The sequence below is a fragment of the Actinomyces urogenitalis genome (assembly GCF_002861525.1).
GTDB lineage: Bacteria > Actinomycetota > Actinomycetes > Actinomycetales > Actinomycetaceae > Actinomyces > Actinomyces urogenitalis.
Map to the genome: position 1 here is coordinate 51512 of NZ_PKHA01000007.1, position 18932 is coordinate 70443.

Sequence of the window (18932 nt, forward strand, 5' to 3'; positions counted from 1 at the left end):
TGGGCTTCTTCCAGTTCGCCGCTGGTGGCTTGGCGAGTCCGCTTGTTGGTCTGACGGGGGAGGCCAGCGGCGTCGCCTTCGGTATCACGCTCCTGGTGATCGTCGTTATCGCGAACGTCCTGGCGCTGGCTGGCCTGCGGGCCCGCGGGGACAAGGAGCGGGCGCAGGCTGAGCAGGAGGCGAAGCGCCGTAGTCGGCTCGGGTGTGACCGGCTCGGCTGAGGATGGGGCGCTGGCGGGCCTGAGCTGCCTGAGGCTGGGGTGCTGGCGGGCCTGAGCTGTGTGAAGGCTGCGGTTGGCTTGAGGTGCTGAGCTGCTTGAAGGTGGCGGTTCGCCTAAAGCGACGGGCTTTCGCCGATTGGAACGTGCCTTGCTCATTGGGGCGTGCCTCCCGGACGTGGGGAGGCACGCCCCAATTGGCTATGGCGCTGGCTTGTTGTGGAAGCACGTCCCAATGAGTGTTCCGCTTGTGCCTGGAGCGCCTGGTATGTGAGTGCAATCACCTAACTGTCGTGAACGAAGCGGGAATGCTGCAAGGCGAATCAAAGTTGAGCCATACAGACTCAAGAATCGGGTCGGCAAGGTTGACAAGCCTCGACTCAACCACGATCCTGAGTGCATACCGCTCAACGTCATCAACCCGCTCCACCGCGGAGCAGCAAGGAGCCAGACATGGCACGCGCCGTCGGCATTGACCTCGGAACCACCAACTCTGCTATCGCCGTCCTCGAGGGTGGCGAGCCCACCATCATCGCTAACGCTGAGGGTGGCCGTACCACTCCCTCGGTCGTGGCCTTCTCCAAGTCCGGCGAGGTCCTCGTTGGTGAGGTCGCCAAGCGCCAGGCGGTCACCAACGTTGACCGCACCATCTCCTCGGTCAAGCGCCACATGGGTACTGACTGGACCGTCGAGATCGACGACAAGAAGTACACCGCCCAGGAGATCAGCGCCCGCATCCTGGCCAAGCTCAAGGCCGACGCCGAGGCCTACCTGGGTGAGCCCGTCACCAACGCCGTCATCACCGTCCCGGCCTACTTCAACGACGCCGAGCGCCAGGCCACCAAGGAGGCCGGCACCATCGCGGGCCTGACCGTGGACCGCATCGTCAACGAGCCCACCGCTGCTGCTCTGGCCTACGGCCTGGACAAGGGCAAGGAGGATGAGCTCATCCTCGTCTTCGACCTGGGTGGCGGTACCTTCGACGTCTCCCTGCTGGAGGTCGGCAAGGACGAGGACGGCTTCTCCACCATTCAGGTGCGTGCCACCAACGGTGACAACCGCCTGGGCGGTGACGACTGGGACGCGCGCATCGTCGACTGGCTGGTCAAGCAGGTCAAGGACTCCTCCGGTGTGGACCTGTCCAAGGACAAGATCGCCATGCAGCGCCTCAAGGACGCTGCTGAGCAGGCCAAGAAGGAGCTGTCCAGCGCGACCAGCACCAATATCAACCTGCAGTACCTGTCCATGAGCGAGTCCGGCCCCATCCACCTCGACGAGCGCCTGACTCGTTCCCACTTTGAGGAGATGACCGCTGACCTGCTCGAGCGCACCAAGGTGCCTTTCCACAACGTCATCAAGGACGCCGGCGTGAGCCTGGCCGACATCGACCACGTGGTGCTCGTGGGTGGCTCGACCCGTATGCCCGCCGTCTCCGACGTCGTGCGCGAGCTGACCGGTGGCAAGGAGCCCAACAAGGGCGTCAACCCTGACGAGGTCGTGGCCCTGGGCGCGAGCCTGCAGGCCGGTGTCATCCAGGGTGACCGCAAGGACGTCCTCCTCATCGACGTCACCCCCCTCAGCCTCGGCATCGAGACCAAGGGTGGCGTGATGACCAAGCTCATCGAGCGCAACACGGCTATCCCGACCAAGCGCAGCGAGGTCTTCTCTACCGCCGAGGACAACCAGCCCTCCGTGCTCATCCAGGTCTACCAGGGTGAGCGTGAGTTCGCCCGTGACAACAAGCCGCTGGGCACCTTCGAGCTCACCGGCATCGCCCCGGCCCCCCGTGGCGTGCCGCAGATCGAGGTCTCCTTCGACATCGACGCCAACGGCATCGTCCACGTCTCCGCCAAGGACCGCGGTACCGGCAAGGAGCAGTCGATGACCATCTCCGGCGGCTCCGCGCTGCCCAAGGAGGACATCGACCGCATGGTCAAGGAGGCCGAGGCTCACGCGGAGGAGGACAAGAAGCGTCGCGAGGACGCAGAGACCCGCAACTCCGCCGAGCAGCAGGCCTACTCCATCGACAAGCTCCTCAAGGACAACAAGGACAAGCTGCCGCAGGACGTGGCCAGCGAGGTCCAGGGGGCGGTCGACGAGCTGAAGAAGGCCCTGGAGGGTGAGGACATCGAGCCCGTCAAGGCTGCTCAGGAGAAGCTGAACTCGGTCGCCCAGAAGATCGGTGAGGCCCTCTACGCCTCCGAGCAGGCCCAGGCTGCTGCGGCTGCCTCGGCTCCTGCCGGCGAGGGCTCGACCTCGACCTCCCAGGACGAGGACATCGTGGACGCCGAGATCGTTGACGACGAGGACGACAAGTGAGCGAGCAGACCCCGACGCCCGACGGCGAGCAGGGCATCGACCCTGAGCTGGCCGAGGCCGTGGAGTCCGCCTTCGAGGGAGTAGACCCCGAGGCTGACCAGGCCGACGCCGAGCAGCCGGCGGAGGAGCCGCTGAGCGAGCTTGACCAGGCCAAGGCGGAGGCTGCCAAGGCGGCCGACGACCTCGCCCGGGCGCGCGCTGACCTGTACAACCTCCAGCAGGAGTACCAGGGCTTTGTGCGCCGCTCCCGCGAGGGGGCCGCGGGCCACCGCGAGACCGGCCAGGCCAGCGTCGTCGAGGCGCTGATCCCGGTCCTGGACGAGATCGAGCTGGCTCGCCAGCACGGCGATCTCACCGGCACCTTCGCCACCACGGCAGGCAAGCTGGAGTCGATCCTCGGGGACAAGTTCGGTCTGGTTCGCTTCGGCGAGAAGGGTGAGGCCTTCGACCCCATGCTTCACGAGGCCCTCATGGCCGTGGAGTCCACTGAGGTCACCGAGCCCACGATCGAGCTCGTCCTCCAGCCCGGCTACCGTCTGGGCGAGCGCGTGGTCCGCGCCGCCCGCGTCCAGGTCGCCAACCCGGCCTGAGACGTTGGCTTCATGACGACGGCGGAGGCGGCCTGCGAGCGCACGGTCGCCTCCGCCGTCGGACACCACCGGCCCGCCGGGGCTCCAGCCGCGGCGGGGTACCCACCACACAACGAGAGAACACAGACGATTACCACCTACAGGAGGCGGTGAACCATGGCCAGCCAGGACTGGATGAGCAAGGACTTCTACGCGGTCCTCGGCGTCGCCAAGGACGCCGACGCCGCCACCATCAAGAAGGCCTACCGCACGCTCGCTAAGAAGTACCACCCGGACCGCAACCCGGATGACGCGGCGGCGGCCGAGAAATTCAAGGAGATCGGCGAGGCCTACGCGGTCCTGTCTGATGAGAAGGATCGCCAGCAGTACGACGCCATCCGCGCCATGGCCGGTGGCGGGCCGCGCTTCACTTCCGGCGGCGCCGGTGGCGGGGCCGGGTTTGAGGACATCTTCTCCTCCATGTTCGGGGGCGGGGGCGGCAATGTCCGCTTCTCGACCTCAGGAGGCGGTGCCTCGCAGGCGGACTATGAGGACATCCTGCGGATGTTCGGCGGTGCCCAGGGCGGGGCCTTCGGGGGCGGACGCTCGCGCGGGCCCTTCGGCTTCGGAGGCTTCCAGTCTCAGCCTGAGCCCGCCAAGGGGCCTGACGTGCTGACCAACGCCACCCTCAGCTTCCGCCAGGCGGTGGCTGGGGACGAGGTGGAGTTGCGCGCCGACGGCAAGACGATGCGCGTGCGCATCCCGGCCGGCGTCCACCACGGCCAGAAGATCCGCCTGCGTGGCAAGGGCCGTCCCGGGATGAATGGCGGCCCGAACGGGGACATGGTGGTGACCGTGAGCGTGGAGAGCCACCCGGTCTACTCCATCGACGGCGCGAACCTGCGCATGGACCTGCCGGTCACGCTCAAGGAGGCGGCGCTGGGAGCCACGGTCGAGGTGCCGTTGCTGGACGGGGGAAGCAGCAAGGTCAAGATCAAGGGCGGCACGCAGTCGGGCACCGTGCTGCGTCTGCGCGGCAAGGGCATCAAGACCGCCAAGACCACCGGCGACCTTCTGGTCACGGTCGAGGTCGCGGTGCCTCGCAAGCTCTCTAAGGACGCCAAGGCCGCTCTGGAGTCCTTCGACGCGGCGATGGGGGACACCGACCCCCGTCAGACGCTGCGTGAGGAGGCCGGCAAGTGAGCCGCCGCCGGACGGGTCAGGGCCTGGCGTTCCTGGCCGAGGACGCCGCCGAGAGGGCGGTCTACGTCATCTCGGTGGCGGCTGACCTGGCCGGCATGCACCCCCAGACCCTGCGTCAGTACGACCGCCTGGGCCTGGTCTCCCCGGCCCGCACCTCGGGCCGGGGACGGCGCTACTCCTATCGGGACGTCGAGCGTCTGCGCCGCGTCCAGGCGCTGAGCCAGGAGGGCGTCAACCTGGAGGGGATCCGCCGGATCCTGGAGCTGGAGCGCCAGGTCGAGCGCCTGGAGCACGACAACCGCCTGCTGCGTGCGCGCCAGGCTGCTGTTGAGCGCGTCTTCGCCGCGGCGGCCGACGGCGAGGTGCAGGTCCTTCCCTCCCGTTACGGGCGCAGCCGCCGGGCTGGCTCTCCGCGTCCCGCCAGGGAACAGGCCCTCATCCGCATCGAACCCGAGGACTTCTATGGCTAGCAGCCCCTATCTCGACGACGACGGCCAGCCTCGCTACGGTCAGCGGGTCAGCCCTGAGGAGCTGGAGCAGATCCGGCGCGAGCAGGGGCTCGACTCTCCTGTGCAGGCCGCGGGCCTGCGCGGCGAGGAGGAGACGGAACCCGCCGCGCCTTCCTCAATGCGGCCAGGGTGGGGTGAGGACTCCAACCCCTACAGCTACACCGGGCAGCGGCCGGGTGGACCTGGCGAGTCCTGGGCGCAGGTGCCATCCGTGCAGCCTCCGGCTGGTGGCTGGTCCTGGCAGCAGGATGGGGCTCGCCAGCCGCGCCGGCGCCGCTGGGGGATGCTCGTGACCGGCCTGGTCATGCTCATCGTCCTCCCGATTGCGCTGGGGGTGGGGGCCGTGCTGACAGTGGTCAACGGGTCCTTGTCCACCGGTTCCGTGCTCACGGACTCCGGAGAGGTCTATCTCGACCAGGGCCAGGCGGTGGGCCTGTACAGCTCGGATGCCTCGGTCTCCACGGAGCAGTGCTCCGTCACGGCCCCCTCCGGTGAGGCGGTGGAGGTGACGGCCATCGGCCAGGACCTGCCCTACGCCAGTCTTACCGCGCCCGAGTCAGGCGCCTACACGGTCTCCTGCCCGAGCGGGACTCAGGGGATCGTCGTCGGCCCGGCGCTCAACACCGACCGGATCGTGCCGGCCGGGGTCATGCTGCTGGGCGCAGGAGCCTGCGGCGTCATCGGGCTGGGCCTGACGATCGCCGACCTGGTGCGCCTGAGCCGACGCCGGTAGAGGCAGGCTCGGCCAGCCAAATGGCCGGTCATGCAAGCAGGAACGCAGCGGGCCGCGGCACCTTGAGTGCCGCGGCCCGTCCTCGTCGGCCCTGATCAGCCCAGCTGCTCGCGCGCGAAGGTGTGGATGAGGGCGTTGACCCAGGCGCGCTGGGCGTTAGTTGAGGCCCGGCCGTGCCCACCTTCGGAGTTCTCGAAGTAGGTGACGTCCTGCCCCATGGCGAGCATCCGATAGGCCATGGTGCGTGCGTGCGCCGGGTGGACGCGGTCGTCGCGCGTGGAGGTGACGAACAGGACCGGCGGGTAGTCCACGCCCTGGCGCAGCAGGTGGAAGGGTGAGAAGGTGCGGATGAACTCCCACTGGGCGGGGTCGTCCGGGTCCCCGTACTCGGCCTCCCACGAGGCCCCTGCCAGCAGGTGGGTGTAGCGCTGCATGTCCAGCAGCGGTACCTCGCAGACCACTGCTCCCACGAGCTCGGGGTACTGGGTGAGCATGTTGCCCACGAGCAGCCCTCCGTTGGAGCCGCCGTGAACGGCTAGACGGCCGGGAGTCGTCACCCCACGCTCAACGAGGGCCCGGGCCACGGCAGCAAAGTCCTCGTAGACCCGGTGCCGGTCCTCCTTGAGGCCGGCGCGGTGCCAGGCCGGTCCGTACTCCCCGCCGCCACGGATATTGGCGATGACGTAGGTGCCGCCCTGCTCCAGCCAGGCCTTGCCGGTCACGGCCAGGTAGCCCACGCCCATCGGGATCTCGAAGCCGCCGTAGCCGTAGAGGATCGTGGGGGCCGGACCGTCTGCGGGCCTGCCGATCTGGAAGTAGGGCACGCGCGTGCCGTCCTCGGAGACCGCCACGTGCTGGGTGGCCACGACGCCGGAGGAGTCGTAGCGGTGTGGTGCCTGCCGCAGGACCTCGGCTGAGTCCAGGCGGCCGTCCGGGGTCAGCCTTCCCAGGGCCAGGGTGGTTGGCTGAGTGAAGGAGGAGACCGTCATCCACAGCTCGTCGGAGTCCAGGGAGTCGACGGCGCCTGCTGACACCTCCACCAGGGTGCGTCCCGGACGCAGCAGGGTCGGGTCTGGCGTGTTGGCGCCTGATCCGCCTGGGATCGAGGCCGACGGCGCAGCCAGGGCGGCAAGGTCCAGGGCCTGTTGGGTCCAGCCCTCCTGGCTCGTCTCCTCACCCGCGCCCGACGCCGGGGGAGTGAGGACCTGGAGGGTGGCGACGACGTCGTCGAGCAGGGAGAGGACCAGGTGGTGGGAGGTGACGGTCCACCCCTGCAGGAAGGTTGAGCTGGTCGGGGTGAACAGTGCGGTCAGCTGGCGCTCGCCGTCGAGCCAGGCGGCCAGGGGCGCCGCGAGCAGACTGCCGGTGGGGTAGGTCTGGGCGCCCAGGGTCCATGGTTCGCGCAGGTGGATGAGCAGGTAGTCCCAGGCGGCGGAGACCTCAGCCGACTCGGGGACCTCGATGAGGTGGGTGCCCTCTGCGCTGACGGTGGCGGTGGCCGCCAGCAGCTCAGCCGAGCGCTCAGCGGCCAGAGCGGTGGCGTCGTCGTCCACCAGCCAGGTGCGCGAGGTGTAGAAGCTCATCTGCTCGCTCAGCCACGTGCGGCCTCGGCGGTCACGCCAGGCGCTGACCGCCATGGACTCGTGCGGTGCGGTCAGGAGGATCTCGGCCTCGGCCAGGTCCTGGCCCCGGCGGGCGCGGCGCACCTGGCGGGGGTAGCCGGAGCTGGAGAGGCTGTCTGGCCCCCAGTCGGTGGTCACGAGCACGCTGTGGCCGGCGTCGTCCGCCCAGGTCATGGAGCCCTTGGACGGGGACCGGTAGAAGCCGCCGTCGGCCGGGTCGATGAAGGTCAAGGTGTCCAGGTCAAGCTCGCGCGTGACGTCCGTGTCCGAGCCGCCGTCGGACAGGTCAATGAGTGCGCGGAGGCCAGCCAGGGGGCCGGTGCGCAGGACGCTGGCGCCGTGCCACACCCAGGTCACGCCCTCGGCCTGCCCCAGGGCGTCCAGGTCCAGCAAGACCTCCCACTGGGTGGTGCCGCCCGCCTGCGGGGCGCCGGCACGGTAGGACTCCCAGGTGGTCCGGCGCCACAGGCCGCGCGGGTGCTCGGCGTCTGTCCAGAAGTTGTAGAGCTTGCCGGCGGCCAGGGCCACGCCGGGGATCTTGTCTGCGGAGTCGAGGATCTCCTCGATGTCGGCGCGCAGCTGCTCAAAGCCGGGGGCGTCCTCGTAGGTGGCGCGGGTGGCCTCGTTGCGCTCGCGCACCCACTCCAGGGCCTGCTCACCCTCGACCTCGTCCAGCCAGGCAGGGGTCTCAGGCAGGGGCGGGAGGGCTGCGGCGGGATCGGCCTGTGAGGAGGGGTGTGCCTGGGCTGGCTGGCGCGGCGTCGTCGTCATAAGGGAAGTTCATCACGGGGGCGTGCCCTCCCGCACCCCTGAGTGTGCACGTACGTGCATCAGTGTGCAGCGGCCGGGTGCACACCCATGGATGCACCTGCACACTCGCGCTCGATGGGGGTGTGGCGTCCTTCATGCGAGAAATGATTGAAGATGAAACATCTGCAAGCTAAGATTTAATCATCAACCACATCGAGGTTGCACTGACCTCGATCCCATCATCTCGACAGGAGCACTCATGACCACCTACGTCATCGACGCTGACCACTCCACCCTCGGCTTCACCATCCGCCACGCCGGCATCGGCAAGACTCGCGGCCAGTTTGACGAGTTCAACGGCACCATCGAGGTCGCCGACGACTCCACCCCCACCGGCTCCACCGCCTCCGCGACCATCAAGGCGGCCTCGGTCAACACCCGCAACAACGACCGTGACAACCACCTGCGCTCGGCCGACTTCTTCGACGTCGAGACCTACCCCGAGTGGACCTTCGCGACCACGGGCGTGTCCGGCTCCAAGGAGTCCTTCACCCTCACCGGTGACCTCACCATCCACGGCGTGACGAAGTCCGTGGACCTGGAGGTCGAGTTCCTGGGCGCCGCCACGGACCCCTTCGGTAACGACCGTGCTGCCTTCGAGGCCTCGACGGTCATCTCCCGCAAGGACTTCGGGCTGACCTGGAACGCTGCGCTGGAGGCCGGCGGCGTCCTCGTGGGTGACAAGGTCACGATCACCCTGGAGATCGAGGCGATCAAGCAGGCCTGAGCCCGCTGGTGGCACCGGCGTCAGGATCGCTCGCTCATCTGCCGGATGGCCGCCACGATCTGCTCGGGCGCGTCCAGCATCATGAGGTGGCGCGAGTGCGGCACCTGCCGGAGCTCGACGGCGGCAAAGGCCTCGCCTAGCGCCTCCTCCTGCGCCCTGCTCGCGTAGGGCGGAGCCTGGAGGACGACGGCGCAGGCGGTGGCCGGAGCGTCCTGGCGCCGGCGCAGCTGGTCCAGGGCAGCGGCCTGCTGGCCGTAGGACAGCCACTCGGCCGCACCGGCGGCCAGTGCGGCCTGCGAGTCCCAGGTGCGTTCCCACTCGCGACGTCCCGTCTCCTGCGGGCGGTGGGTCTGGGAACGCAACCCGGCGCGAAATCCCATCTGAGCCAACTCGCGCACCGGCCGCAGCGCCAGGCTGTGGCGGGCCGCCTGCCACAAGGGGCCCGCCAGCCGGGGCCGGCGGGCGGAGGACACCAGGAGCGAGGGGTCCACCAGGACGACGCCGCGGACAAGGTCCGGACGCAGCCGCGCCAGGGCCTCGGCCTGGAAGGCTGCCATCGAGTGGGCCGCGACCGTGACCGGTCCTGTGCCCAGGCGGTCGAGGACCCTGGCCAGCACCCGCACCTCGCCCGGCAGTGTGGGCAGGCGGCGTCGGGTGGTGCCGCGGTAGCCGGGGCGGTCCACGGTGATGATCTCGCCCTGCCTCAGCCTCTCCCAGACTTCCCGCCAGCCTCCGGAGACCAGGCCTGCGCCGTTGAGCAGGAGCACGGGGGAAGGAGCGGGGCGCGCTGCCACCGCGGGGGCGGTGGGCTCACCAGTCCCTGCGGCGCCCGTGGCCTGGGCGGCACCGTGAGGAGGCTGAGAAGGCCGCCACCGGATGACGTGTTCGTCAGTCTTCCAGCTCTGCCAGCTATCGCTCATGCGCCCCATCATCCAGCCGCCAGGCCAGCCACGCCACCCACGCCGAGCAGATGAGGACCTGGATCGCCTGGGCCGCGCCCTGGGTACCCGGGGCAACCCAAGGGGCGACGGCGCTGACGAGCATGAGCAGGCCGGAGACGGTGCCGGCCACGGTCACCACCAGCGCGGCGCGCGACCAGCCGCCGCGGCCCAGGAGGGCGGCCAGTACCAGGATGAAGCTGGCTACGAAGGCCAGGCCCACGGTCGATGACGTCACCGCGTGCAGGTCCCGGACCAGGCTTGGCGTCGCCTTGCAGACGGCGTCATGGCTCTCTGCGCAGGGCAGGGCGACCACGCAGTCCAGTGCCGTGGCGGCTGCGACCACGGCCAGGGCTGCTGCCAGGCGAGGAGCCCAGGGCCCAAGCCACGGACGCCAGGCGCGCCTGCCGATCCAGGCGATGACGGCGAAGAGCAGCGCAGAGATGAGGTCGCCGGTGCGGAAGAACCAGAAGTAGGGCTGGTCGGAGGCTGCGAGCTCAGACAGGTACCCCGTCAGGATCCGGGGATTGCCGTTGATCGGCCAGGCCAGCCAGGTGTTGTAGGTCAGGAGCACGCTGATGGCCAGCGCCGGAGCGAGAGCCCGCAACCGGGAGTGGGGTTGCGGACGGGCGCTGCCGGGTGCGGGCGTGGCCGTCCCAGCGGGCGAGGCCCCCTGCGGGGGCTCAGTGCGACGTCGTGCGCTCACTTGCCGGGCCTGACCAGAGGGAAGGTGATGGTCTCCCGGATCGAGGCGCCGGTGAGCATCATGACGAGGCGGTCCAGGCCCACCCCCAGGCCGCCGGTGGGAGGCATGCCCTGCTCCAGGGCCTGGAGGAAGGCCTCGTCCAGTTCCATCGCCTCCGGGTCGCCGCCCGCGGCGGCCAGGGACTGGGCCGTGAGCCGCTCGCGCTGGAGGACCGGGTCCACCAGCTCGGAGTAGGCAGTGCCGACCTCGGAACCAAAGATGATGAGGTCCCAGCGCTCCGCCAGCAGGGGCAGGCTGCGGTGCGGGCGCGTGAGCGGCGAGGTCTCGGCCGGGAAGTCGGTGAAGAAGGTGGGCTGTGCCGTCGTGCCCTCGGCCAGGTGCTCGTACAGGTGCTGGACCAGCGTGCCCCAGCCCCAGGCCGGGTCGTAGGCCAGGTTGAGGCGGTCCGCGAAAGCCTGGAGGGTGCCCAGGCTCGTGCTGGCGTCCACCGGCTCACCCAGGTGCTCGGCCACGGCGTCGCACACGCTTACCGTGCGCCAGGGAGCAGCCAGGTCCACCTCATGGACGACCCCGCCCACGGTGCCTCGGATGACTGTGGTCCCCAGGGCCGCCTTCGCGGCGTGTACGGCCAGGTCCTGGACGACCTCCTTCATCACGGTGTAGTCCGCGTAGGACTGGTAGGCCTCCAGCATGGTGAACTCGGGGTTGTGCGTCGCGTCCGCCCCCTCGTTGCGGAAGGACCGGCCGATCTCGAAGACGCGGTCAGCCCCGGCCACCATGAGGCGCTTGAGGTAGAGCTCCGGGGCGATGCGCAGGTAGAGGTCGAGGTCGTAGGCGTTGATATGGGTGCGGAAGGGCCGCGCGTTCGCCCCACCGTGGACCGGGTGGAGCATCGGGGTCTCGACCTCCAGGTAGCCGCGCTGCAGCAGCGTGGAGCGCACGGCCTGGATGGCGTGGGAGCGGGCCACGAGCATCCGGCGGTCACGGGAGGAGATGATCAGGGCCAGGTGACGCTGACGCACGCGCATCTCCGGGTCCTGCAGACCGCGGTGCTTGTTCGGCAGCGGGCGCAGGGCCTTGGAGGTCATGGTCCAGGAGGAGGCCACGAGGCTGGGGGTCCCGTTGCGCGAGGCCCCGGGCGCGCCCGTGACTGCCACCTGGTCACCGATGCGCACCAGGCGGCGGAAGGAGGCCAGGCACTCCTGCCCAGCGCCACCGGCGTCCAAGAGCACCTGGAGGTCGCCGCTCCAGTCACGTAGCGAGGCGAAGATGACGCCGCCGTGGTCGCGCAGGGACATCACTCGCCCGGCCACCGTCACGGGAGAGATGGCACCGGTGCCTGCTGCGGCGTCGTCGGAGCCGGAGCCGGAGCCGGAGGCGGGGGTGGGCTGCGCCGGGCCGGCAGCCAGCGCTGCGGCGCAGCTGGAGGTCACGGTGACGCAGGCGGGGTAGGGCTCGACGCCGTCGGCCAGCATCCGCTCGCGCGACGCCAGCCGCTCGCGCACCTCAGTGGGCACGCGAGCCGGGCGCTTGCGCTCGACGGCCCCGGCGGTGACGGCGAGCAGGCGCTCGGAGTCCTCAGCGCTGCGCATGGGCTGCGGGCCCGTGTCCCCGCCCAGGCGCGCCGGGAGGTTGACGAATCCCTCGGCCACGCCCATGGCCAGGGACGTGCGGGGCATGTCTGCGGCGTCGGCGTAGCAGATCAGACGCGGGAACCACTCCGGGTTGTACTTCTGGTTGGAGCGGTAGAGCGACTCCAGCTGCCACCACCGCGAGGCGAAGAGCAGGATCTTGTGCCACAGGCTCAGCAGGGCGCTGGCGCCGATCTTCTCGCCCTGCTCGAAGGCGGAGCGGAAGACGACGAAGTTGAGCGAGACCTGGTTGATGGACAGGTCCGAGCCGGCGGCCATGAGCGAGGAGACCATGAGCTCGGTGACGCCGTTGTCCGCTCGGGGGTGGCGGCGCATGACGTCCAGGCTCAGTCCGTCGGCGCCCCAAGGCACGAAGGAGAGCAGGGCGGCGACCTCGCCGCGCTCGTCGCCGGCGGGGAAGAGGGCCTCGACCATGACGCACTGGCCGTCTGAGGGGTCGCCCAGGCGTGACAGGGCCATGGAGAAGCCGCGCTCCTCCCCGCCGCCCAGCCACTGGTCGGCCAGGAAGGTCAGGTGGGCCAGCTCCTCGGCCGGGATCTGGCGGTGACGGCGGATACGGACGGTGTAGCCCAGATCGGTCACGTGCCGCACCGCGCGGCGCACCTCAGGAAGCTCGGCCAGTCGGAAGCGGGAAGGACGCAGGACCGCCTCGTCGCCGATGCGCACGGCTTTCAGACCCGCCTGGACGTAGGCGCGCGCGCCGGCCTCCGAGGCGCCGATGACGGCTGGGGCAAGGCCGTAGTCGGAGGCGTGAGTGAGGAAGGCGCGGGCCGCCGTCGGCCACACCGAGGGGTCACCGAGGGGGTCTCCCGAGGCCAGTGCCACGCCCATGGTGGAGCGGTAGACCACGCCGCCGTGCTCGGTGAGGATCGCGGACTTGTCCCGGCGGGTGGCGAAGTAGCCCAGGGAGTCAGTCGGGTTGTCCGCCAGGAGAGCGCGGATGCGCAGCTCTTCCTCGGTGTCGATCTGCGCGGCCTTGTGCCGGGCCTGCATGATGAGCCACAGGGACGCCAGCGCGCACAGGGCCCAGCCCAGGCCCATGGCGCTGAAGAGCCAGTCCGGCTCGTGGCGTCCGGCGAGCAGGTCGAAGACCTGGTGCAGGCCCACACCTCGCATCATGAACAGGACATTGATGCCGATGACGGCGACGGTGGTGGCGCCCAGGACGAAGACGCTCAGGGCCCGCTTGTAGTCACCGGGCTGGGAGCGCACGGTGTAGTAGCCGCGGTGGCGCAGCAGTGCGGCCAGAATGATGAGGAGAATGATGACGTTGGCCGTCATCGCGCATACGAGCCACGCGGGCAGCGTCTCGGGGGTGGCTTGCGCGGGGCTCGGGGCATCCGAGACGGAGTTGGGGACGAATAGCGCGACGCCGAGGATCAGCGAGTAGAGGACAAGCAGGCCTGCGGCGATGAGCGTGGTGGCGACCCAGGCCAGGCGCTTGCGCCTGCCCAGGCCTGCGGCGAGCAGGATCGTGACGATCGCGGAGAACCAGTCGATGATCGGCAGCGGGATGAGCCAGGTGAAGACCAGGTCCAGGGAGCGGTCCACCCAGGAGATGGAGCCGAAGACCGTCTCGATGATCACCAGGACAGCCGCGATGTACAGGCCAGTGGGCAGCAGCCTGCAGGCCAGTGGTGGCTTGTGGCGGGCAGAACGCATGTCTTCCTTCTCTGGTTCGGATGTCGGCTGCCGTGGGAGGTGGAGGTCGACGCGGTGCGCCGATGGGTGGCGGCGCGTCATGGCAAGCAGGCTATCGGTCATGGGCTCACGCGTCCTCGTGCCGGGGGAGGACCTTGGTGGCGGTGGGGCTCTCCGCCTGAAGGAGGAGCGTGGGAGGCATAGTGGAGGAGGAACGGGGCTCGGCGGAGGTGGAGCGGGGCCCGGTGGAGACTGTGCCTGGCCAATTCAGTCCTCGTACTCCTCCTTCTTCCTCGGTCTGCACTTCTTCCCCGGGCTGCCGCTTTTCCCTGGCCTGCCGCCGGCGCTGTCCCCTGACCACCCCATGCGCGACGGACCGCGTGTTCCTGGTCTGACCGCCGGTGTGCTGTCCTGTTCCTCCGCGACCGACCACCAAATGCGCGACGGACCGCGTGTTCCTCGAGCGACCACGGTATTCGCGCGAATGCGGTGGTCGGCGGAGGTTTTTGTGGTCTGTCGCGCATGGGGTGGTCGGTGGGCGCATAGGTGGTCGATCGGGGAAGCGAAGGCGGCCCGAAGAGCGGCGGCCGCGTCCAGAGTCGTTGCTCGGGCTCCACAGGCTGGCCCCGTGACACCCCTGGAAGCTCCCGTCCACAGGCGCCAAGCGGCGCGAGCTCCTCTGCCTCCATCCTTGGACCATGGTGGATGCGCCGATCGAGATCACGCTGACCCGGGACCTGCTAGATCGCGGGCTGAGTCGTTACGCCCTGGCACGCGCGACCCGCGAGGACAGTGCCGATCTGATCCGACTGTGCCCGGGGGCGTACGTGCGCGCAGCGGACTTCCGCGAGCTTCATGCCAGTCAGCAGCACCTTGTGCGTGTCTGTGCGTTGAACCTGGTTGACCGCGTCCGCCCGGGGGCGGTGCTCGCGCGGGAGTCGGCGGCCGTCATCCATGGCATCCCGCTCATTGGAGCGCTGCCCGAGCAGGTGCAGCTGGTTCGTGTGGGCCGAGCCGGCGGCCGGCGCACGACGGCGACGCGCACCCTTCCCGGCCCGGCTGACTATGAGGTGGTTGAGACCGAAGGTATATCGATATCCAGCGTCGCCCAGACCCTCGTCGACCTGGGCAGACGCCGGTCTCTCGCCTCGAACCTGGCCAGCCTGGACCATGTGCTCAGACAGGGGTGGGTGACGAAGGAGTCCCTCATGGAGCTCGTCGACCGCCATCCTGGAACGAGGGGCAATGCGTCGATGCGGAGATGGATTGAGCTCGCGGACCCGCAGTCAGAGTCTCCGGGTGAGAGCCTGAGCCGAGCGGTGATGATCGAGAACCATCTGCCGATGCCCAAGCTTCAGCGCAAGGTGCTCGATGCGCGGGGCACGTTCCTAGGGCGGGTCGATTTCATCTGGCCTGAGCTCGGCGTCATCGGTGAGTTTGACGGGAAGGTGAAGTACGGGCGGGAGTTGACGAGCGGGAGGATCGAGGATGTCATCGAGCGTGAGCGGCGGCGAGAGATCGCGATCGAGCAGGCGACCGGCATGCGCCTGGTGCGGTGGATGTGGAGTGACGTGTGGGGCAGTCAGTGCATGGTGCAGATGCTCGCGGATGCTGGAGTGTGCGCCACGCACTGAATGCTCGCAAGCGCTGTGCACTGCGGTGGAGCAGCGAGGTGGTGCCGGACGGTGGTCGTGCCGGAGTGGGCGGGCCTCTTGCTGTCCGACGGCGCGAGTCACGACCGACCATCCAGTGCGCGACGGACCGCGTGTTCCTCGTCCGACCGTCGGCGTGTGGCCTCCTTCTGTCCTGATGGACCACATAGCCCTCGTTGGACCACCTATTCCTCGATCGACCGTCGGTGTGCTGTCCTTGTGCTCCGCGACCGACCATCCAGCGCGCGACGGACTACTTCTTCCTCGAGCGACCACGGTATTCGCGCGAATGTGGCGGTCGGTGGAGGTTTTTGTGGTCGGTCGCGCATGGGGTGGTCGGTGGGGAATGCGTGATCGATCGTTGGGCGGTCGGTCGTGCATGAGGTGGTCGGCGGGCACACACGTGGTCGGTGGCGTGCAGGCAGTTAGTGAGGTGGCGGCCGGCTGGGCCAGAGTCGGCCTTCATGGCGCAGACAGGATCGGGGTGTCGGCTGCCGGCTGGGGTGTGGCCGGGGTGTCGGCTACTGCTGGGGTACGCGCACCTGGCAATGGCAACCTGCCGTGGCGCCGGCGGCCAGTTCCTGCCTCGGCGCATGCTCCGGCGCCGGCGCACGCTCTGGCCCTGGCACGCTCCGCCGAACCAGCACCTGTCTGGGGCGTCACGCGCATTCGGGGAAGGAAAATGAAGTTGAGTGGAATAGACTCAACCTTGCTTCGGTTGGACTGATCGGAGACCCACGGGACCCCCGCCCGGGACCAGGCCTGGACCTCACCGCCACCGGCCGACGGCGTCGCGCAGCTCGCGCCGCACGTCACCGGAGTGCGGACCCCAGGCCCGGCTCCCTGGCCAGGACCCGCGAGCCTGATCAACCTCAAGGAGGTCCGAATATGGACACGAACTACACCACCCGATCGCAGGAGGCCATCAGCGGCGCCATGCAGGCCGCTGCGGCTGCCGGCAACCCGCAGGTCGACACTGCGCACCTGCTCAACGAGCTCCTCGGGCAGGAGGACGGCGTGGCCCTCGGCCTGCTCGCCGCCGTCGGCCCTGACTCCTCGCAGGCAGCCACCACCCGCACCGCCGTGGGCCAGAAGGTCCGCCGCGTGCTGACCCAGCTACCCGCGTCGTCCGGTTCCTCGGTCAGCCAGCCCCAGCCCTCGCGCGCCCTGCTCGCTGCGTTGGAGGCTGCCTCCACGGAGGCCAAGAACCTTAACGACGACTACATCTCGACCGAGCACCTGCTCATTGGCCTGGCCTCGGGCAGCCCCTCCAACGATCCGGTCGCCCGCATCCTCGCCGAGGCTGGCGCCACCGCGGTCGCCCTGCGTGACGCCCTGCCCAAGGTCCGCGGCAACGCCCGCGTGACCTCGCCCAACCCCGAGGGCACCTACAAGACGCTGGAGAAGTACGGCACGGACCTGACCGAGGCCGCCCGCGAGGGCAAGCTCGATCCGGTCATTGGCCGCGATTCCGAGATCCGGCGCGTGGTCCAGGTCCTGTCCCGCCGCACCAAGAACAACCCGGTGCTCATCGGTGAGCCGGGCGTGGGCAAGACGGCGGTCGTCGAGGGGCTGGCCCAGCGCATCGTCGCCGGGGACGTCCCGACCTCGTTGCGGGGCAAGCGCCTGATCGCGCTGGACCTGGCGGGCATGGTCGCGGGCGCGAAGTACCGCGGCGAGTTCGAGGAGCGGCTCAAGGCCGTCCTGCAGGAGATCAAGGATTCCGACGGCGAAGTCGTCACCTTTATCGACGAGCTCCACACAGTGGTCGGTGCTGGCGGCGGCTCCGAGGGCGCCATGGACGCGGGCAACATGCTCAAGCCCATGCTGGCGCGTGGCGAGCTGCGGCTGGTCGGTGCGACCACGCTGGACGAGTACCGTGAGCGCATCGAGAAAGATCCGGCCCTGGAGCGTCGTTTCCAGCAGGTCTTCGTCGGTGAGCCCTCGGTGGCGGACACGGTCGCCATCCTGCGCGGCATCGCACCCAAGTACGAGGCCCACCACCAGGTGACGATCTCCGATGGCGCCCTCGTGGCGGCGGCCCAGCTGTCCGACCGCTACATCACCGCCCGGCAGCTGCCGGACAAGGCGATCGACCTGATCGACGAGGCCGCCTCGCGCCTGCGTATGGAGCTGGACTCCTCGCCGGTGGAGATCGACGAGCTGCGTCGGCGCGTGGACCGCATGACGATGGAGGAGTCCTACCTGGCTGACTCCCTGGAGGAGTCGAGCGAGAGTGACCCGGCCGCCGTCGAGCGCCTGGAGAAGCTGCGCGCTGAGCTGGCTGACGCCACCGAGAAGCTCACGGCCCTCAACGCCCGCTGGGAGGCGGAGAAGGCGGGGCACAACCGCATCGGTGAGCTGCGTGCCCACTTGGACGAGCTGCGCACCAAGGCTGACCTGGCTGAGCGCAACGGCGACTTCGAGGAGGCTGGGCGCCTGCGCTACGGCGAGATGCCGGCCCTGGAGAAGCAGATCCGTGACGCCGAGGCCTCCGAGGCTGCGGCGGAGACGGTGGTGGGCCCCGACGGCGTCGAGCGCGCGGCGAGCGAGCCGATGATCGCCGAGAAGGTCGGCCCGTTGGAGATCGCTGAGGTGGTTGGCTCGTGGACCGGTATCCCGGTTGGCAAGCTCATGCAGGGCGAGCAGGCCAAGCTGCTCCAGATGGAGCAGGTCATTGGTGAGCGCCTCATCGGCCAGAAGAAGGCTGTGGCGGCTGTGGCTGACGCGGTGCGCCGCTCGCGCGCTGGCGTGGCTGACCCGGACCGTCCGACCGGCTCCTTCCTCTTCCTGGGTCCCACGGGCGTGGGCAAGACCGAGCTGGCTAAGTCCCTGGCGGACTTCCTCTTCGATGACGAGCGCGCCATGGTGCGCATCGATATGTCCGAGTACTCCGAGAAGCACTCGGTGGCGCGTCTGGTTGGCGCACCCCCGGGGTACGTGGGCTACGAGGAGGGTGGTCAGCTGACCGAGGCCGTGCGGCGTCGCCCTTACTCGGTGGTGCTGCTGGATGAGGTGGAGAAGGCCCACCCTGAGATCTTCGACATCCTCCTGCAGGTCCTCGACGACGGGCGCCTGACCGACGGTCAGGGCCGGACCGTGGACTTCCGCAACGTCATCCTGGTGCTCACCTCCAACCTGGGCTCCCAGTTCCTCATCGACCCGATCATGAGCCCGCAGGAGAAGGAGCACGAGGTGATGACCCAGGTGCGTGCCTCCTTCAAGCCGGAGTTCCTCAACCGCCTGGACGACATCCTCATCTTCGACGCCCTGAGCAAAGAGGAGCTGGGCCGCATCGTCCAGATCCAGCTGGACAAGATGCAGGAGCGCCTGGCGGACCACCGCCTCACGCTTACGGTCACTGACGCGGCTCGCTCCTGGCTGGCGGACGAGGGCTACGACCCGGCCTACGGGGCGCGCCCGCTGCGCCGCCTGGTCCAGCGCGAGATTGGCGACCAGCTGGCACGCATGATCCTGGGTGGCGAGGTGCTCGACGGCCAGGAGGTCGTCGTCGACGTCAGCCCGGAGGGCGCCTCGGCAGGGCTTGTGCTCGCGGCACGCGGGGAGGCCTGGGCGCCGAGCGCAGCCAGCGCCGTGTGAGCCGGCCTAGCGAGTACTGATTGCCGACGGCGC

General features: G+C 69.3%; 13 protein-coding genes. 9 read left to right on the top strand and 4 right to left on the bottom strand.

What is annotated here, in order from left to right:
• The first annotated feature begins 29 nt into the window (after positions 1 to 29).
• The 6 genes from CYJ26_RS11195 to CYJ26_RS07475 all read left to right on the top strand — a co-directional run bounded on the left by CYJ26_RS11195 (position 30) and on the right by CYJ26_RS07475 (position 5551).
• Complete coding sequence (locus CYJ26_RS11195; RefSeq protein WP_006547645.1) at positions 30 to 221, top strand: hypothetical protein; 192 nt, start codon at positions 30 to 32, stop codon at positions 219 to 221.
• Between the two features lie 450 nt (positions 222 to 671).
• Entirely contained in the window at positions 672 to 2537 is a 1866-nt protein-coding gene (gene dnaK / locus CYJ26_RS07455) for a molecular chaperone DnaK (protein ID WP_006547643.1), read from the top strand.
• Positions 2534 to 3127, top strand: coding sequence for a nucleotide exchange factor GrpE (grpE, locus tag CYJ26_RS07460; protein WP_006547642.1), 594 nt, complete (start codon positions 2534 to 2536; stop codon positions 3125 to 3127). The genes dnaK and grpE overlap by 4 nt, the downstream gene beginning before the upstream one ends.
• Before the next feature lie 156 nt (positions 3128 to 3283).
• A complete protein-coding gene (locus CYJ26_RS07465) occupies positions 3284 to 4309 on the top strand; it encodes a DnaJ C-terminal domain-containing protein (protein ID WP_006547641.1) in 1026 nt (341 codons plus the stop codon).
• Positions 4306 to 4779, top strand: coding sequence for a heat shock protein transcriptional repressor HspR (locus CYJ26_RS07470; protein WP_006547640.1), 474 nt, complete (start codon positions 4306 to 4308; stop codon positions 4777 to 4779). Before CYJ26_RS07465 ends, CYJ26_RS07470 begins: the two co-directional genes overlap by 4 nt.
• Complete coding sequence (locus CYJ26_RS07475) at positions 4772 to 5551, top strand: hypothetical protein (protein WP_101638219.1); 780 nt, start codon at positions 4772 to 4774, stop codon at positions 5549 to 5551. Before CYJ26_RS07470 ends, CYJ26_RS07475 begins: the two co-directional genes overlap by 8 nt.
• A 95-nt stretch (positions 5552 to 5646) precedes the next feature.
• On the opposite strand, the gene CYJ26_RS07480 is transcribed toward CYJ26_RS07475, so the two are convergent.
• A complete protein-coding gene (locus CYJ26_RS07480; RefSeq protein WP_101638220.1) occupies positions 5647 to 7944 on the bottom strand; it encodes a prolyl oligopeptidase family serine peptidase in 2298 nt (765 codons plus the stop codon).
• A 238-nt stretch (positions 7945 to 8182) separates the two neighbouring features.
• Between CYJ26_RS07480 and CYJ26_RS07485 the strand changes: the two genes are divergently transcribed.
• Positions 8183 to 8710, top strand: a complete 528-nt coding sequence (locus CYJ26_RS07485) for a YceI family protein (protein WP_006547637.1) — start codon at positions 8183 to 8185, stop codon at positions 8708 to 8710.
• 20 nt (positions 8711 to 8730) lie between these two features.
• Here CYJ26_RS07485 and CYJ26_RS07490 read toward each other — a convergent pair whose 3' ends face one another.
• Genes CYJ26_RS07490 through lysX form a run of 3 tightly spaced genes read right to left on the bottom strand, consistent with a single transcriptional unit; the run spans position 8731 to position 13668 of the window.
• Positions 8731 to 9630, bottom strand: a complete 900-nt coding sequence (locus CYJ26_RS07490; RefSeq protein WP_180950872.1) for an alpha/beta fold hydrolase — start codon at positions 9628 to 9630, stop codon at positions 8731 to 8733.
• Positions 9620 to 10354: a DUF998 domain-containing protein gene (locus CYJ26_RS07495; protein WP_024036238.1), complete on the bottom strand. Its 735-nt coding sequence runs from the start codon at positions 10352 to 10354 to the stop codon at positions 9620 to 9622. Before CYJ26_RS07495 ends, CYJ26_RS07490 begins: the two co-directional genes overlap by 11 nt.
• Positions 10351 to 13668, bottom strand: a complete 3318-nt coding sequence (gene lysX, locus CYJ26_RS07500) for a bifunctional lysylphosphatidylglycerol synthetase/lysine--tRNA ligase LysX (RefSeq protein WP_101638223.1) — start codon at positions 13666 to 13668, stop codon at positions 10351 to 10353. The genes CYJ26_RS07495 and lysX overlap by 4 nt, the downstream gene beginning before the upstream one ends.
• A 677-nt stretch (positions 13669 to 14345) precedes the next feature.
• Between lysX and CYJ26_RS07505 the strand changes: the two genes are divergently transcribed.
• The gene (locus CYJ26_RS07505) at positions 14346 to 15281 is read left to right on the top strand and encodes a hypothetical protein (protein ID WP_101638224.1); all 936 of its coding nucleotides are present in this window, start codon (positions 14346 to 14348) and stop codon (positions 15279 to 15281) included.
• Between the two features lie 906 nt (positions 15282 to 16187).
• Positions 16188 to 18899: an ATP-dependent Clp protease ATP-binding subunit gene (locus CYJ26_RS07510; protein ID WP_101638225.1), complete on the top strand. Its 2712-nt coding sequence runs from the start codon at positions 16188 to 16190 to the stop codon at positions 18897 to 18899.
• Positions 18900 to 18932: the final 33 nt, after the last annotated feature.

Bases quoted from the DNA above. Each gene is read 5' to 3' on its own strand.
- CYJ26_RS07465 (WP_006547641.1), top strand. From the start codon at position 3,284: ATGGCCAGCCAGGACTGGATGAGCAAGGACTTCTACGCGGTCCTCGGC.
- CYJ26_RS07510 (WP_101638225.1), top strand. From the start codon at position 16,188: ATGGACACGAACTACACCACCCGATCGCAGGAGGCCATCAGCGGCGCC.
- CYJ26_RS07490 (WP_180950872.1), bottom strand. From the start codon at position 9,630: ATGAGCGATAGCTGGCAGAGCTGGAAGACTGACGAACACGTCATCCGG.
- CYJ26_RS07480 (WP_101638220.1), bottom strand. From the start codon at position 7,944: ATGACGACGACGCCGCGCCAGCCAGCCCAGGCACACCCCTCCTCACAG.
- lysX (WP_101638223.1), bottom strand. From the start codon at position 13,668: ATGCGTTCTGCCCGCCACAAGCCACCACTGGCCTGCAGGCTGCTGCCC.
- CYJ26_RS07485 (WP_006547637.1), top strand. From the start codon at position 8,183: ATGACCACCTACGTCATCGACGCTGACCACTCCACCCTCGGCTTCACC.
- CYJ26_RS07475 (WP_101638219.1), top strand. From the start codon at position 4,772: ATGGCTAGCAGCCCCTATCTCGACGACGACGGCCAGCCTCGCTACGGT.
- CYJ26_RS07505 (WP_101638224.1), top strand. From the start codon at position 14,346: ATGGTGGATGCGCCGATCGAGATCACGCTGACCCGGGACCTGCTAGAT.
- dnaK (WP_006547643.1), top strand. From the start codon at position 672: ATGGCACGCGCCGTCGGCATTGACCTCGGAACCACCAACTCTGCTATC.